The sequence below is a fragment of the Azospirillum sp. CT11-132 genome, assembly GCF_047302835.1.
In the GTDB taxonomy this organism is placed as follows: Bacteria; Pseudomonadota; Alphaproteobacteria; order Azospirillales; family Azospirillaceae; genus Azospirillum.
In genome coordinates, this window is record NZ_JBGLZA010000002.1 from 231034 (window position 1) to 247500 (window position 16467).

Annotated in this window: 12 protein-coding genes (1 of these 12 only partly in view); 5 read left to right on the forward strand and 7 right to left on the reverse strand. The window is 68.0% G+C overall.

What is annotated here, in order from left to right:
* The first annotated feature begins 220 nt into the window (after window positions 1–220).
* Together ACCD06_RS03005 and ACCD06_RS03010 are read left to right on the forward strand one after the other, a co-directional pair.
* Complete coding sequence (locus ACCD06_RS03005) at window positions 221–1603, forward strand: YcjX family protein (protein WP_413338679.1); 1383 nt, start codon at window positions 221–223, stop codon at window positions 1601–1603.
* The gene (locus ACCD06_RS03010; RefSeq protein ID WP_413338681.1) at window positions 1600–2616 is read left to right on the forward strand and encodes a TIGR01620 family protein; all 1017 of its coding nucleotides are present in this window, start codon (window positions 1600–1602) and stop codon (window positions 2614–2616) included. Before ACCD06_RS03005 ends, ACCD06_RS03010 begins: the two co-directional genes overlap by 4 nt.
* 7 nt (window positions 2617–2623) lie before the next feature.
* Here ACCD06_RS03010 and ACCD06_RS03015 read toward each other — a convergent pair whose 3' ends face one another.
* The 6 genes from ACCD06_RS03015 to ACCD06_RS03040 form a co-directional block, all read right to left on the reverse strand.
* Entirely contained in the window at window positions 2624–3322 is a 699-nt protein-coding gene (locus ACCD06_RS03015; RefSeq protein ID WP_413338683.1) for a pirin family protein, read from the reverse strand.
* Window positions 3323–3441: 119 nt separating this feature from the next.
* Window positions 3442–4890 (reverse strand): ATP-binding protein, encoded by a 1449-nt coding sequence (locus ACCD06_RS03020; protein WP_413338685.1) that lies wholly within the window; start codon window positions 4888–4890, stop codon window positions 3442–3444.
* 92 nt (window positions 4891–4982) lie between these two features.
* Window positions 4983–5663 (reverse strand): RluA family pseudouridine synthase, encoded by a 681-nt coding sequence (locus ACCD06_RS03025; RefSeq protein WP_109155928.1) that lies wholly within the window; start codon window positions 5661–5663, stop codon window positions 4983–4985.
* Window positions 5664–5699: 36 nt separating this feature from the next.
* The gene (locus ACCD06_RS03030; RefSeq protein WP_413338687.1) at window positions 5700–5870 is read right to left on the reverse strand and encodes a type II toxin-antitoxin system CcdA family antitoxin; all 171 of its coding nucleotides are present in this window, start codon (window positions 5868–5870) and stop codon (window positions 5700–5702) included.
* A 126-nt stretch (window positions 5871–5996) separates the two neighbouring features.
* Window positions 5997–7622 (reverse strand): fumarate hydratase, encoded by a 1626-nt coding sequence (locus tag ACCD06_RS03035; protein WP_413338689.1) that lies wholly within the window; start codon window positions 7620–7622, stop codon window positions 5997–5999.
* Window positions 7623–7867: 245 nt separating this feature from the next.
* On the reverse strand, window positions 7868–11974 hold the full coding sequence (locus ACCD06_RS03040) for a Pls/PosA family non-ribosomal peptide synthetase (protein ID WP_413338691.1): 4107 nt from the start codon (window positions 11972–11974) through the stop codon (window positions 7868–7870).
* 708 nt (window positions 11975–12682) lie between these two features.
* Between ACCD06_RS03040 and ACCD06_RS03045 the strand changes: the two genes are divergently transcribed.
* Together ACCD06_RS03045 and ACCD06_RS03050 are read left to right on the forward strand one after the other, a co-directional pair.
* Entirely contained in the window at window positions 12683–13462 is a 780-nt protein-coding gene (locus ACCD06_RS03045) for an SDR family oxidoreductase (RefSeq protein ID WP_413338693.1), read from the forward strand.
* A gap of 28 nt (window positions 13463–13490) precedes the next feature.
* The gene (locus ACCD06_RS03050; RefSeq protein WP_413338695.1) at window positions 13491–14771 is read left to right on the forward strand and encodes an MFS transporter; all 1281 of its coding nucleotides are present in this window, start codon (window positions 13491–13493) and stop codon (window positions 14769–14771) included.
* Window positions 14772–14775: 4 nt separating this feature from the next.
* On the opposite strand, the gene ACCD06_RS03055 is transcribed toward ACCD06_RS03050, so the two are convergent.
* Window positions 14776–15258, reverse strand: coding sequence for an Lrp/AsnC family transcriptional regulator (locus ACCD06_RS03055; RefSeq protein ID WP_109153393.1), 483 nt, complete (start codon window positions 15256–15258; stop codon window positions 14776–14778).
* Between the two features lie 133 nt (window positions 15259–15391).
* Here ACCD06_RS03055 and ACCD06_RS03060 point away from each other — a divergent pair, with 133 nt between their 5' ends.
* Window positions 15392–16467: the 5' portion of a transketolase gene (locus tag ACCD06_RS03060; protein WP_413338697.1), read on the forward strand. It continues 1336 nt past the right edge of the window; 1076 of the gene's 2412 nt are visible here — the first part of the coding sequence; the start codon lies at window positions 15392–15394; its stop codon lies off the right edge, out of view.

Here is a 16467-nt window from a genome sequence, read left to right on the forward strand (position 1 = left end):
ACGTTTTTCATCCCGCCATTACCCTCTCTCCCGCATCCATGATACGAATGGCCGCCGGTCCCCACCCGCGGAGGTCGCCGCCGATGCCGCCCGAATGGAACAGTGAACACACCCCCGAAAACTGTTTCACGCTGTTCCAAACGTCGCATCCGGCCCCCTCGCATCCTGCGAACTCAACCCCATATAGGGCCGGTCATCGGCCAGAGGTGAACGTCCGCCCGTGCGTATTCCCGACCTGAACAGCCTGTACGACGCCGGCAGCCGGCTTCTTCTGGAATCGACGGTGCGCGTGGGCGTCACCGGACTGCGGCGGGCGGGCAAGACCGTGTTCGTCACCGCCCTGGTCGACAACCTGCTGAAGGCCGGGCGGCTGCCCTTCCTCGACGTCATGTCGTCGGGCCGCTTCCAGGCGGCGCGGCTGCGGCCCCAGCCCGATCCCGAGGTGCCGCGCTTCGATTTCGAAGGCCATCTCGCCGCCCTGACCGGCCCCGATCCCCATTGGCCGGAGCCGACGCGCGGCATCGGCCAGATGCGCGTCTCCCTGCGCTACCGTCCGGAGTCGGCGCTGAAGCGCTCGGTGCAGCCGGTGGCGACGCTGAACCTCGATCTGGTCGATTACCCCGGCGAATGGCTGCTCGACCTGCCGCTGCTGCGCCAGAGCTTCGCGGAATGGAGCGCCCAGACCCTCGACCTCGCCGCCCGCCCGCCGCGTGACGAGCTGTCGGCCTCCTGGCGCGGCTGGCTCGCCACCATCGACCCGGCCGCATCGGCGGAGGAGGAGACGGCGCGGCGCGGTGCGGCGCTCTACACCGACTATCTCCATGCCTGCCGCCGCGCCGACACGCTGCTCAGCCTGATCCAGCCCGGGCGCTTCGTCGAACCCGGCGACATGAAGGACGCGCCGCTGCTGACCTTCTGCCCGCTTCATGGGAGCCAGCAGGGCAGGGGAAGCCTGTGGGCGCTGATGGAGGAGCGTTACGAGGCCTACAAGACCAACGTCGTCCGCCGCTTCTTCGCCGAGCATTTCTCACGGCTCGACCGCCAGATCGTGCTGATCGACGTGCTGGGCGCGCTGAACGCCGGCCCGGCCGGGATGGCCGACATGAAGCGGGCGCTGGAGCTGAGCCTGGAGCCCTTCCGCCACGGCGCTTCCGGCTGGTTCGACTGGCTGTTCGGCAGCAAGATCGACCGCGTGCTGTTCGCCGCAACCAAGGCCGACCACATCGCCGCCCACCAGCATGCCCAGCTGCGCGCGCTGCTCGACCGGCTGGTCGGCGATGCCCGCAACGCCATCCGCTTCGAAGGCGCCCAGGTCGAGACCATGGCCATCGCCGCGCTGAAATGCACCGAAAGCGTGGTGACCGAGCATGAGGGCCGGCAACTGCGCTGCGTGCGCGGCATTCCCGTCGGGCGCGACCGTCCGACCGTGCTCTTCCCGGGCGAGATCCCGGAGGATGCGGAAGCCTTCCCGCCCGGCCGCGACCGTCCCTATAATTTCCTGCCCTTCCGTCCGCCCGACGATCTCGGCCGCGACCCGCGCGGCCTGCCGCACATCCGCGTCGATCAGGCCCTGCAATTCCTGCTGGGGGATTACCTGACGTGACGGAGCGTGACACCCGCAATGCCTCAAAGGGCTGGGTCCCGCCGATGGAGCTGGACCTCGACCGTGCGGCCCCCGTCCCGGCGGAGGAGGAGACCGCCCTGCTGACCGGCTCCGGCGACCCGGCCGACCTGCTGCCGGCCCCCGCCACGCCGGTTCGGACAACGCGCCGGCTCGGGCGCTGGCTGTTCGGGGCGCTGGCGGCGCTGGTCCTGGTGGCTCTGGGCTTTGACACCGCCGACCTGCTGGCCCGTGCCTTCGCCACCAGCCTCGCGCTTGGCGTTCTGGTCGCCCTGCTGGCCGCCACCGCCGGTATAGCGGCAGTCGCGATGCTGGTGACCGAACTGCTGTCCTTGCGCCGCCTGCGCCGGATCGAGGAACTGCGGGCCGAGGCTGGCCGGCTGGAGGTCGACGCCCCCGGCGGCCGGGCCGACCGCTTCGCCGGGTCGCTGGTGGCGCTCTATGCCGACCGGCCCGAACTGGCCCCGGCGCTGGCCCGCGTGCGCGACCATGTCACCGATGCCCATGACGAGCATGAGGTGGTGCGGCTGCTCGACCGCGAGGTGCTGAGCCCGCTCGACCGCGCCGCCTATCAGCGGGTTCTGCGCGCCTCGCGCGACACCGCCGTCGCCACCGCGCTCAGCCCGGCGGCACTGCTGGATTTCGCGGTGGTGCTGTGGCGCAACCTGAAGCTTGTGCGGGAGATCGCCTCCCTCTACGGCGCCCGGCCCGGCTATGTCGGCTCGCTCCGGCTCCTGCGCCGGATGCTCGCCAACATCGCCGTCGCCGGGGTGACGGAAAGCGCCCACCATGTTGCGGTGGAGGCGCTGGGCGGGTCGCTCGCCGCCGCCATTTCCACCCGGATGGGGCAGGGGGTGATCAACGGCCTGCTGACCGCGCGGGTCGGGCTGACCGCCATGCACCTGTGCCGCCCCATCGCCTTCGGCCCCGACAACCGCCCCAGCCTGAACCGCATCAGGAAGGAGCTGTTGTCGTTGCCCAAGCAGGTGCTGTGACGTGACCCTAGGCGAGGTCGAAGACCAGCACTTCCGCCTCGTCCGCCCGGTCAAGCGTCACCGCCTCCTCTTCCGTCAGCGCGGCGCCGTCGCCGGCCTTCAGCAGCGTGCCGTTCAGATGGACCCGGCCGCGGGCGACCTGAACCCAGGCATGGCGGCCGGGACGCAGCGGCAGGGTGGCGCTTTCCTCGCCGTCCAGCAGCGCGGCGTACAGGTCGACATCCTGGTGGATGGTGACGCTGCCGTCGCGTCCGTCACGCGACCCGACCAGCTTCAGCGTGCCGCGCTTCTGCTCGGCCGGGAAATCCGCCTGCTGGTAGCCGGGCGCCAGGTTGTTGGCTTCCGGCAGGATCCAGATCTGGAGGAAATGCACCGGCTCGGTGTCCGACGCGTTGTACTCGCTGTGGCGGATGCCGCGGCCGGCGCTCATCACCTGGACCTCGCCCGGACGGATCACCGACCCGGTGCCGATGGAGTCCTTGTGCTCCAGCGCGCCGTTCAACACGTAGGAGACGATCTCCATGTTGGCGTGCCCATGGGTGGGGAAGCCGGCGCCGGGGATCACTCGGTCCTCGTTGATGACCCGCAGGGCGCGGAAGCCCATATGGCCGGGGTCGAAGTAATGGCCGAACGAGAAGCTGTGGTTGCTGTTCAGCCAACCCATATTGGCGACCCCACGCTCGTCGCGATGGCGAATGGTGATCATGGTGGAACCCTCCGTACCGTTGGGGTGTGTGTCGTTGTCTGGAGGGGAATTTGGCACCCAACGTCCTGCGGAACAATCCAGTGCGTTAACACCAGATCGTTCCCTGCAACGCGACAATCTCACCCCGCCAGCGGCACCCCCACCGCGAACACGGTTCCGCGCCCTTCCACCGAACGCACCGTCACCGGATGACCCAGCAGCCTTGCCAGCCGCTCGACGATGGCGAGGCCCAGCCCGATGCCCTCGCTGCGGTCGCGGTCGGGGCGGTCGAGCTGGACGAACTCCTCGAAGATGCGCTGGCGGTCGGGTTCGGCGATGCCGCGGCCGGTGTCGTAGACCTCGATCCACAGCGTATCGCCGCGGGTGCGGCAGCCGACCAGAACGCCGCCTGTCTCGGTATAGCGGATGGCGTTGGCGATCAGGTTGCGGAGGATGCGCTCCAGCAGGGCCGGGTCGCTGCGCACCACCGCATTGGTCGGGATGGCGCGCAGCCTCAACCCCTTCGCCTCCGCCTGCCCGGCGAACTCCGCTTCCAACTGGTCGAGCAGGGGAGAGAGCGGCAGGTCGGCCGGCTTCGGCGTCACCACCCCCGACTCCAGCTTGGAGATGTCGAGGATGGCATTGAGCAGATCGCGCATCGACCGTTGCGCCGCCTTCAGGTCGGTCAGCAGGGCCGCCGCCTTGCCGCTTTGTGGCTGGCGCTCCAGAATGCCCGTGAACATGCCGATGGCCTGAAGGGGCTGCTGCAGGTCGTGGCTGGCGTGGGCGAGGAAGCGGGACTTGGCGCGGTGGGCCTGTTCCGCGGTGGTCTTGGCGGCGTGCAGTTCGGCCGTCCGTTCGCGCACCTGCTGTTCCAGCGTGGCGTTGGCGCGCTCGATGGTTTCCGCCATGCGCAGGATCTCGGTGAACTGGCGGCGCACCTGCCGGGTCATCGGCCGGAAGATCGCCAGCGCCTCCACCGCCAGGATCAGCAGGGTGATCAGCAGTGCCGCCAGCCCCAGCCGATGCAGGGTATGGAAGCCCGCCTCTCCCTCCTCCTGATAGAGCGCCACCACCTCTTCCAGACGGTCCAGCAGCGGGCCGAGCGCCTGGGCGGTGATGCGGTCCGCTTCCGCCGGGTCCGGCGGCTGACCGGCGGATGCGGCGGCGATGACCCGGCGCAGGGCGGCGATATGCTCGGTCACCACCGGGTCCAGCGGGTCGGATCCGCCGTAGAATAAATCCTGCGGCGTCGGTCCCAGCGGCGGCCCTTCCTCCGGCCCGGCCTGGCCGCTCAGCCGCCGGTGGGCGGCTTCGAACATGTCCGTGGCGTCATCCAGCAACCGGGCGAGGTTTACGCGCGTCGCCGGATCGGTCGCGGTCTTCAACTGCTCCACCAGCAGGGCCGTCCGCTGCGACAGCATGCGCTGCCGGCCGGAAACGTTGACGACTTCCAGCATGCGTTCGTGCTGGCCAATGACCCGTTCGGTCATGACGAAACCGGCCAGCGTGCCCAGTGCGATCAGCGTCAGCGCCAGGGCATAGCGCAAGGTCATCCAGCGGGCGGTCGTCCTGCCGATCGGTATCATGTGCTCGTCCCCCGGCCGTGATCGCCCCATCGCCGACAGCGATCATGGGGCAGTCTGCCGCATTGCAGCAAGGACAGAGGGTAGCGGTGAAGCTATGAAGCCTCGGTAAAGCCGCAAGCCGCCAGCGCCGCCTGCATGTGCGGCGGGACCGGTGCCACCGCGCCGACCGGATCGCGCTTCGGGTAGAGCGGCAGCGAGATGGCGCGGGAATGCAGATGCAGCGGCTTGCCCTCCGGTCCGCCATATTGCGGATCGCCGACCAAGGGACAGCCAATGGAGGCGCAATGGACGCGGATCTGGTGGGTACGGCCGGTGTGCGGCGTCAATTCCAGCCAAGTCAGCCCATCGGCCTGCCCACGCACGACATAGTCGGTCACCGCCGCCTGCCCATCAGGTGAGCCGACGATGCGCCAGCCGCCGGTCTTGTTGGAGACCTTGGCGAGCGGCAGCTCGATCCGTCCGGACTCCTGCGGCGGAGTGCCGGCGACCACCGCCCAATAGGTTTTATCGACCTTGCCGTTCTGGAACAGGATGCCGATCTTGCGCAACGCCTTGGCGTGACGGCCCAGGATCAGGCAGCCCGATGTGTCGCGGTCCAGCCGGTGGGCCAGCGACGGCGGCTTGGGAAAGCCGAAGCGCAGCGCATCGAAATGCCGCTCCAGGTTCGGCCCGCCGGCGGGACCGGCATGGACCGGCAGCCCGGCGGGCTTGTCGAGGATCAGCATCAGCCCGTCACGGTACAGGATGCGGTCTTGGATTTGGGCGGGTGTCACGGGCTACTCATCCCCAGGCGCGGAAGATCAGGAGGTCTATAGGATGTCTTTGACATAGTCATCCGCGAAGGAGCCGTGCTTCTCGTCAAACTCGTTCCATGCCTTGATCGCGGCATCCAGGCGACGTTCACGTTCCGCCGCTGCAGTCCTGTCAGGCAACGGCTTTTCATCGAGCTTCGGCGCGCGCCGGTCATAGACACCGTCCATTGAAAGCCCTCCACCGATCCCGATGCACTGAAGATAGGCGCCCCCGGTGCCATCCGGCAAGCGGGCAGGAAAAAGGGCGCGGCCACCGCAAGGCGCCGCGCCCCCTTCACATCCGGTCTGCCCGGATCAGGCGAGCTTCAACTCCTTGAAGAAGTCGTTGCCCTTGTCGTCGACGATGATGAAGGCCGGGAAATCCTCGACCTCGATGCGCCAGATGGCTTCCATGCCGAGTTCGGGGTACTCGACGCATTCCACCTTCTTGATGCAGTCCTGGGCCAGACGGGCGGCGGCACCGCCGATCGAACCGAGATAGAAGCCGCCATGCTGCTTGCAGGCGGCCGTCACCTCGGGGCTGCGGTTGCCCTTGGCCAGCATGACCATGGAACCGCCCGCCGCCTGGAACTGGTCGACGAAGCTGTCCATGCGGCCCGCCGTCGTCGGCCCGAAGGAGCCGGAGGCGTAGCCTTCCGGCGTCTTGGCCGGGCCGGCGTAATAGATCGGGTGGTTCTTGAAATAGTCCGGCAGCGGCTCGCCGGCGTCCAGGCGGGCGCGCAGCTTGGCGTGGGCCAGATCGCGGGCGACGATCAGCGGGCCGGTCAGCGACAGGCGGGTGCGGATCGGGTACTGCGACAGCGTGGCGCGGATCTGCTCCATCGGCTGGTTCAGGTCGATCTTCACGACCTCGCCCGACAGATGCTCGTCGCCGATCTCCGGCAGATACTGGGCCGGATCGGTCTCCAACTGCTCCAGGAAGATGCCGTCCTTGGTGATCTTGCCAACCGCCTGACGGTCGGCCGAGCAGGACACGCCGATGCCGATCGGCATGGAGGCGCCGTGGCGCGGCAGGCGGATGACGCGGACGTCGTGGCAGAAATACTTGCCGCCGAACTGGGCGCCAATGCCCATGTTTTGGGTCAGCTTGTGGACCTCGGCCTCCATCGCCAGATCGCGGAAGGCGTGCGCGTCCTCACCGCCCTCGGTCGGCAGGTTGTCGAGATAGCGGGCCGAGGCCAGCTTCACCGTCTTCAGGTTCTGCTCCGCCGACAGGCCGCCGATGACGATGGCGAGGTGGTAGGGCGGGCAGGCCGAGGTGCCGAGATAGCGGATCTTGTCTTCCAGGAACTTCAGCAACCGGTCGGGCGCCAGAACCGACGGCGTGGCCTGATGCAGGAAGGTCTTGTTGGCCGACCCGCCGCCCTTGGCCATGAACAGGAACTTGTAATAGTCCTCGCCCTCGGAATAGATGTCGATCTGGGCAGGCAGGTTGTTCCGGGTGTTCTTCTCCTCATACATGGAGATCGGCGCCAGCTGGCTGTAGCGCAGGTTGCGCTTCAGATAGGCGTCGCGCGCCCCCTCCGACAGGGCGGTCTCGTCGCCGCCCTTGGTCCAGACGCGGCGGCCCTTCTTGCCCATGATGATGGCGGTGCCGGTGTCCTGGCACATCGGCAGGGTGCCGGCGGCGGCGATGTTGGCGTTCTTCAGCAGGTCGAGCGCCACGAAGCGGTCGTTGGCCGACGCCTCCGGATCGTCCAGGATCTTGGCGAGCTGGGCCAGATGGCCCGGACGCAGCAGATGGTTGATGTCGGAGAAGGCAGCCTCGGCCAGCAGGCGCAGACCTTCCGGCTCGACCTTCAGGATCTGCTCGCCGTCGAATTCGACGACCGAGACGTGATCCGAGGTCAGCTTGCGGTAGGTCGTGTCGTCCTTGGCGAGCGGAAACAGACCGCGGGCTGAGGCGATGTCGTCGGGCATTGGGGCGTTCCTTCGTGGCGATCCAATGGCGTCCGCTCGCCTCCGCGGTACGCGCCCGGCCGGGCGCGCGAAGGGGGCAGGCCGCGCTCGGCCCCCCTTATACACCGCTGCGGAGCGGAGACAACCATCGGCGGGACGGAAGGCGGCGCGACGGTTTGTCGTCGACCAAAGTAGGGGCAAAAGAAAAGGCCGGCACACCGCAATGGTATGACCAGCCTCGTCTTTTCGCCGCTGTTGTCGGCTGTTTACGCCGCCGCCTTCACCTGTCCATCGACCGCCGCGTGGGCGTGGACGGCGGGCTCGGCCGGGGCGCCGACCCAGTCGCCGTGGGCGGGGATTTCCTCGCCCTTCATCACCAGGGTCAGCGGGCCCAGGCGGGCGAAGTCGCCGACATGGGTGTCGTACAACACCGTGGCGCCGGCCCCGATGGTGACGCCGGTCCCGACCGAAACCCGGCCGACCTTCATCACGCGATCCTCGTACAGGTGGGTCTGCAGGGCCGACAGCGCGTTGATGGCGCAATAGTCGCCGACGGACACGCAGTCGAACTCGGTGATGTCGGTGGTGTCCATGTAGACGCCCTTGCCGAACTTCGTGCCGAAGATGCGCAGAACCCAGGGCAGCATCGGCGTGCCGCGCAGGTGGTCGAGCAGGACCTTGCCGGCCAGACCCCAGTACAGCACGGCCACCGCCTCCGTCCGCATGGCCCACCAGGACCACATCGGCTTCATGGTGGGGGCATAGCGGCCCATCAGCGCCCATTTCACCAGCGCCACCACCAGCACCATCGCCATGGGAATGGCGACGCTGACCGCCAGGAACTGCCATGCGAAGGCGCCCCAGCGCTGGTCCAGAATGGCCTTGGCGAAGAACTCCACCGCGAAGGTGCCGAAGGTGATGAACAGCATCGACGGCATCGACAGGCTGAAGGCCTCGAACACGGCGCGGCCGAGACGGCGGGTGTGCGACGGCTCGAAGGTCCAGTTGGCCGACACGTTGTCGAACTTCTGGCGCACCGGCAGCTTGATCGGCGGGCTGCCGAACCACGTGTCGCCGGCCTGCATCTCGGCATTCGCCGGCGGCTTGGACTTGATGCCGATCAGCGTGCCGGTGGGGATGCAGGCACCCGGCGGGACCACGGCGTCGTTGCCGACGAACACGCGGGCCTCGGTCTTCACCGGCTGCAGATGCATCCAGCCGCGGCGGATGTCCTCGTCGCCCAGCACCACCTCGTCGGCGATGAAGCACTTCTCGCCGATCTCCACCAGATCGTAGCGGCCGGCGAGGTTGGTCGAGATCTCCGCGTCGCGGCCGATCTTGGCGCCCATCAGGCGGTACCAGGCCCGCATGTAGACGGTGGCGTAGAGCGAGCTGAGGGTTTCCAGCATCACCTCGGTCGCCAGCGCCACGACCCATTTGCGGACATAGAACCAGCTGTGGACCGAGTAGGAGCCGGCTTCGACCTTCGGCAACACGATCCAGCGCATGGCGGCGATCAGCAGGACGGTGAAGGCCACCAGGAACATGGCGGTCGGCCAGGCGATGGCGGGGACATAGTAGAGGTAGTTGACTTTGAACACCCCGCCCATCCAGGCGTCGAGCCTGTCGAACAGGTAGAAGGCCGGGAAGATCGGGATCAGCGCCACCGGCGGCAGGCCGACCAGGGCAACCAGATAGATCAGCCCCTGGGTGGCGCGCTTGACGATGCCGGCGCGGGGCTCCTGGGGCAAGGCGGCGCTGTCGACGGTGCCGACCTTGCGGGCGGGCGAACCGTCCCAGGATTCATAGGCGCCGGTGCGGGTGCCGGCGGCCAGCGCGGTCAGGTCGGCCAGCTCGGTGCCCTTGCCGATCACGGCATCATGGCCGATGACGCAGGACGTGCCGATATAGGCATCCTCGCCGATCTCGATGGTGCCGATCACCAGCTCGTTGCCGATCACCTCGGCATTGGCCAGCTTGACCTTGCCGCCGGTGGAGGCGCCGCGGCCGATGCTGACCAGATCGATGGCGCCGGATTCGAACTCGCCGATCATCGCGTCGGCGCCGACCTTGGCGCCGAGGGCGCGCAGGAACAGCCGCATCAACGGCGATCCCTGGAACCACTTCAGGTGGACCAGCGCGACGAAGCGCTGGGCCAGCCACCAGCGGTAATAATAGACGCCCCACAGCGGATAGCGGCCCGGCTTGGTCCGGCCGATGATCAGCCACTTCGCCGCGATGGCGATGGCAACGGTGGCGATGTTGATGACGACATAGACGCCGAACAGCGTGGTGATCTCGCCCAGCAGCCCGGCATCCTCGCCGGACAGCAGCATGTAGCTGACGAACACACCCAGCCACTGCACCGTCATCAGCGCCAGGATGACCGGCAGCGCCACGGCCTGGGCCAGGCCGCACAGCAGGCGGCGGCCGAGCGGCGGCGGATCGAAGGACAGGTCGGCCGGTCCCGCGCCATGGCCGGCGGGCGCCTTGGCATCCAGCCGTTCGGCCATGGCGCGCAGGGTGCGGGCGCCATAGACGTCCTGCAGGGTCAGGCTGGCCAGCCCGGCGGTTTCGCGCACCGCTGAGACGAAGCGCGCGGCCAGCAGCGAATGGCCGCCCAGATCGAGGAAGAAGTCGGCCTCCAGAGGGATCGACTGGCCAGGGAAGACGCGGCGGGCGGCCTCCAGCAATACGGCCTCGGTCGGGCTCCGCGGCTCCTCCTGCTCACCCGAGCCCGCATCCTCGGTCAGCGCCATGGCTTGCAGGGTCTTGCGGTCGGCCTTGCCGGAGGTCAGGCGCGGCAGTTCCGCCACCTGTTCATAATGCGCGGGCACCATGTAGGCCGGCAACTGCGCCCGCAGAGCGTCGCGGAGTACGGTCCTGTCGAGGGCCGCACCCGGCTGCGCGACGAGGAAGGCGACCAGACGGTCCAGCCCATTGTCGCTGCGCAGCACGACCGTGGCCTGGGCGACGCCGGGCAGGTCGGTCAGCTTGGCCTCGATCTCGCCCAGTTCCAGCCGGAAGCCGCGGATCTTCACCTGATCGTCGATGCGGCCATGGAAACGCAGGTTGCCGTCGGCATCGACGCTGACCGCGTCGCCGGAGCGGTAGAGCAGCGGGTCATGCGCTCCGGTGCGGTACGGGTTGGCGATGAACTTCTCCGCCGTCAGTTCCGGGCGGCCGAGATACCCCTGGGCCACGCCGGGACCACCGATCAGAAGCTCACCCTGAATGCCTGCGGCGACCGGCTGCAGCGCCTCGTCCACCACATAGCAGGTGTAGTTGGGGATCGGGCGGCCGATGGTGACGGGGGTGTCGGGCACCACCTCGGCCACGGTGGCGACGACGGTCGCCTCGGTCGGGCCATAGCTGTTGAACAGGCGCCGGCCCGGCCGGCACCAGCGCGAGGCGACCGCGGGCGGGCAGGCCTCGCCGCCCAGGATGACGATGCGCAGCGACGGCACGTCCTTCGGCAGCATCGCCAGCAGGGTGGGGACGGTGTCGAGAACGGTGACGCCGGCCTCGTTCAGCACGTCGGCCAGCCGGTCCACCTCGTCCAGCACCTGCCGGCTGGCGACCCACAGGGTGGCGCCGGCCAGATAGGGGACGAAGATCTCCTCCAGCGACAGATCGAAGGCCACCGACGCGCCCTGGAAGGCCACGTCGTCGGCGGTGATGCCGTAGACGCTGTTGGCGGCGCGCAGATAGTGGCAGATGTTGCGGTGGCTGATGACGATGCCCTTGGGCTTGCCGGTCGAGCCCGAGGTGTAGATGGAGTAAGCCGGGCTGTCCGGCGTCACCCCGTCAGCGCGCAGGTTGAACGCCCGCTCGTCATCGCTCAGCACGTCGCCGATGCGCAGGACCTCGACGTCCGCGCCGGCCTCGGCCAGCGTCGCCGCCTTCGTTCCGGTCACCAGATCGATCAGGATCGCCGGGGCGGCGCAGTCGGTCAGGCTGACCGCCACGCGCTCGGCGGGAGCGTCGGCGTCGAAGGGCAGATAGGCGGCGCCGGCCTTCAGTATGCCCAGCAGCGCGACATGCAGGTCGAGCGACCGCGCCATCCACAGCCCGACGAAGCAACCGGGGCCGATCCCGCGCGCCCGCAGGCCGCGGGCGACCCGGTTGGCGCGCGCGTCCAGCTCGGCATAGGTGACGCGCCGGCCTTCATAGACGATGGCCGTGCGGTCCGGATGAGCCGTGGCGGCCGCCTGCGGAATGTCGGACAGCAACTCGTCGCGGAGAAGGGAGGGATCGATCGGGCCGCTCAAGGTCGGCACCAATGGAGTGGCGTTCCACGGAGCGGAGATCGTCGATTGACCGGCCGGGGAAACGTCGGTCGGGCCGTTGGCCCGCGCAGTCAGCAGAGTCACGCTGTGTCAGCCTTCCAAAAGGAATCAGCGCGGTGGCGCCAAACGGACCCGTTCGTCATACGGTCCCGGCGGTCGGCTGAATGCGGCGATGGGCCGCTCGCTAGTTGTGGTGCTTTATGGTTAACGAATGCTTGCCATCGGGCTCGGAGGCACCTGTGCCGATGGGAGATGCCAAGTCTTGGGCTGCCCAAGCGCCGCGAAAGCAACATTCGCCCGACCGAAAGAAAGAGAAAGACCCGACGGCACCCGATACATGCGGATACATGAAGCGGCATGTTCGCGCCTTCATGATCCGTTGCGCGGCGGCGGTCAAGCTTATCCTCAAGATGCCGGATCGAAGGGGAGGGCCGTGTGTCGGGCCCACCACATGGCCCAGGATCCGTGGCTTTCGCCATGGCGGGCGCCGTGTGCCGTTCCGGTTGCCGGTGTTCGGCAGCGTTGCAACCAGGGCCAGAATAGACCTCCCGGATGGGTGGGCATCGCCGGACCGGCGCCTGCAACTCGCAGCCGCCGCCCGTGCCCGTGCAGATGTGGTGTCGCCCGCCGTCACGCGCCATTCGGGCCACGCATGGCTGAGGCTCCGGGAATCACGGCTCTGCCTGCGTTTTAATGATGGACATCATAAAAACTCGTATTGATGATGATCGTCATTAATGGCGCCCGGCACCGGCCGGAGCGCAGAATCCGGATGACGGACAGGAGAGAGTCGTGAGCAGTGGAATGAACATCACGGGGGCGGACATGAGCGGGCGTGTCGCCCTGGTCACCGGCGGCACGTCCGGCATCGGCCGTACGACGGCGCTGGCCTTCGCCGGGGCGGGGGCGACGGTGATCGTCACCGGCCGGCGCGAAGCCGAGGGGCTGGAGACGGTGGACCTGATCGGCCGTGCCGGCGGCATCGGCCAGTTCGTGGCCGCCGATGTCGCCGATGCGGCGGAAGTCGCCGCGCTGTTCAAGCGGATTGAGCGCGACCATGGCCGCCTCGACGCCGCCTTCAACAATGCCGGCATCCATCAGGTCGCGCCGCTGACCGAGATGGAGGAAGCCGCCTTCGACCGCGTGCTGACCGTCAACGTAAAAGGCGTCTGGTTCTGCCTGAAGCATGAACTGGCGATCATGCGCAACCAGGGCCGTGGCGCCATCGTCAACACCGGGTCGGTGCTGGGGCAGATCGGCATGGCTGGGAATGCCGCCTATTCCGCCAGCAAGGCGGCGGTGGAGGGGCTAACCCGCACCGCGGCCATCGAGGTCGCGGCCTTCGGCGTGCGCGTCAATGCCGTTTGTCCGGCGATCATCCAGACGCCGATGACCCAGGCCTCGTTCGGCGGTGCCGACCGGGTGGAGGCGGTGATGGGCCCCCGCCATCCCATCGGCCGCGTCGGTCGCCCGGAAGAGGTGGCGGCAGCCGTGCTCTGGCTCTGCTCCGACGCCGCCGGCTTCGTCACCGGCCAGTCGATCAACATCGATGGCGGCGTGACCGCGCAATAACAAGGCCGGTTACTGGAGTTACGAGCCGATGCTGTCCACACCTCTTGCCGCCACCTTGGCCCGTCGTGACATCCATTATGGATGGGTCGTCGTCGCCGTCACCTTCCTGTCCATGCTGGTTTCCGCCGGGGCGGTGGGCGCTCCCGGCGTGCTTTTGCTGCCCCTGCAGCGGGAATTCGGCTGGGACACCGCCGACATCTCCTTGGCCATGGCGATCCGCCTGCTGCTGTTCGGACTGATGGGGCCGTTCGCCGCCGCGATGATCAACCGCTTCGGCGTCCGCCGCATGGTGCTGTCCTCCCTGACGCTGGTCGGCTGCGGGCTGCTCGCCTCGCTGGCGATGCGGCAGGTCTGGCAGCTGATCCTGCTGTGGGGCTTCGTCGTCGGCTTCGGCACCGGCCTGACCGCCATGGTGCTGGGCGCCACCATCGCGACCCGCTGGTTTGTCGCCCGCCGCGGGCTGGTGATCGGTCTGTTGACCGCCAGCTCCGCCACCGGGCAGCTGGTTTTCATGCCGCTGCTGTCGATGCTGACCGAGGCTTATGGCTGGCGAAGCGCGATCGCCCTCCTGTGCGGCCTGATCGCAGTGGCGGCCCTGGCGATGCTGGCCCTGATGCGCGACCGTCCGGCAGACCTCGGCCTGTCCGCCTTCGGCGAGGTCGGGGGCGCGCCGCCAGCCGCCCCGGGCGGCGCCATCCTGCCGGCGGCGCTGGGGGCGTTGCGCGAGGCCGCGGTGACGCGGACCTTCTGGGTGCTGTTCGCCACCTTCTTCATCTGCGGCGCCAGCACCAACGGCCTGATCCAGACCCACCTGATCCCCCTCTGCGTCGATTTCAGCGTGCCGGAGGTGCAGGCGGCCGGTCTGCTGGCGGTGATGGGGATCTTCGACTTCATCGGCACGGTGGGGTCCGGCTGGCTGTCCGACCGCTATGACAACCGCTGGCTCCTGGTCTGGTATTACGGCCTGCGCGGCCTGTCGCTGCTCTATCTGCCTTATTCGGACTTTACCCTCTACGGCCTGTCGCTCTTCGCCGTCTTCTACGGTCTGGACTGGATCGCCACCGTTCCGCCGACCGTGCGGCTGACGGCGGAGCGCTTCGGCCGGGAGCGAGCCAACCTCGTCTTCGGCTGGGTTTTCGCCGGTCACCAGTTGGGCGCCGCTGTCGCGGCCTTCGGCGCCGGTCTGTCGCGAACAGCTCTTCAAAGCTATCTGCCGGCCTTTGCCACCGCCGGTGCTCTCTGCCTGATTGCGGCTTTGCTAGTGCCGATGATCGGCAGCCGAGCCAAGCCGGCAGCGGCCAAAGCATGACGCCCTACTCCCCCAGATGCTCAAGCGGCAGGGCGGTGCGGTAGCGCACCTGCTTCAAGGCGAAGCTGGAGCGGATGTTGGCGACGCCGGGAATGCGGGTCAGATGTTCCTTCAGGAACCGCTCGTAGCTGGCAAGGTCCGGCACCACCACCCGCAACAGGTAATCGGCGTCGCCGGTCATCAGATAGCATTCCAGCACCTCCGGCCGTGCCATCACCGCCGCCTCGAACCCGTCGAGCCGCGCCTCCACCTGCCGCTCCAGGCTGACATTGACGAAGATGTTGACCGGCAGGTCGACGGAGGCCGGATCGACCAGCGCGACGTAGCGGGCGATCACCCCGGCCTCCTCCAGCGCCTTGACCCGGCGCAGGCAAGGGGAGGGCGACAGCCCGACCCGTTCGGCCAGTTCGTTGTTTGGGAGCCGACCGTCCTGCTGGAGGGCGGACAGGATCTTGCGGTCGATGCGGTCGAGGGGCTGCTTTGGCATGGAATGCCGTTTCCACTGTTATTCTGGCATCCGATGCTAAAGCGCAACCGCGGCCGGCGCCACTTCGCAAGCATCTGCCGGGTCACAAATGATAGGCTCTTCCAACCATAAACACCCGTTCGGGAGCAGACCCATGACCGCGATCCAGCCGTCCTCCGCCGATCTCGCCTGCCTGGCCGAGCTGGAGCGCAAGGTACTCTGGCTCGCGTCCTGGACCATCCACAACGCGAACCATGTCCGCCCCAACCTGGACGGAATGAAGATCGGCGGCCATCAGGCCTCCAGCGCCTCGATGTCCACCATCCTGACGGCGCTCTACTTCTCGGCTCTGCGGCCGGAGGACCGGGTGGCGGTGAAGCCCCATGCCAGCCCGATCTTCCACGCCATCCAGTATCTGCTGGGCAACCAGACGCGGGAGAAGCTGGAGAATTTCCGCGGCTACAAGGGTGCCCAGTCCTACCCATCCCGCACCAAGGACGTGGACGACGTCGATTTCTCCACAGGCTCGGTTGGGCTGGGGGTGGCGCAGACCCTCTTCGCCTCGCTGGTCCAGGATTACCTGAAGGCCAAGGGCTGGGCCGCCGACCTGCCGGAAGGCCGCATGGTCTCGCTGGTCGGCGATGCCGAAATGGACGAGGGCAACATCTTCGAAGCCCTGCAGGAGGGCTGGAAGCATGGCGTGCGCAACACTTGGTGGATCGTCGACTACAACCGCCAGAGCCTGGACGCGGTGATCCGCGAAGGGCTGTGGGAGCGGCTGGAGAACATCTTCCGCGCCTTCGGCTGGGACGTGGTGATCCTGAAATACGGCACCCTGATGCAGGAGGCGTTCAAGGAGCCGGGCGGCGAACGCCTGCGCCAGTGGATCGACACCTGCCCCAACCAGCTCTATTCGGCCCTGACCTACCAGGGGGGAGCCGCGTGGCGCCGCCGCCTGATGGACGAACTGGGCGACCAGGGCGACGTCACCCGCCTGATCGAGAGCCGCAGCGACGAGGAACTGGCCCGGCTGATGGGCAATCTCGGCGGCCATGATCTGCCCTCGCTGCTGGAGGCCTTCGCCCAGGCGAGGACCCACGACCGGCCGGTCTGCTTCATCGCCTACACAGTCAAAGGCTTCGGCCTGCCGCTGGCCGGGCACAAGGACAATCATTCCGGCTTGCTGACGCGCGAGCAGATGGACGGCTTCCGCGCCGCCAACAAGGTCCG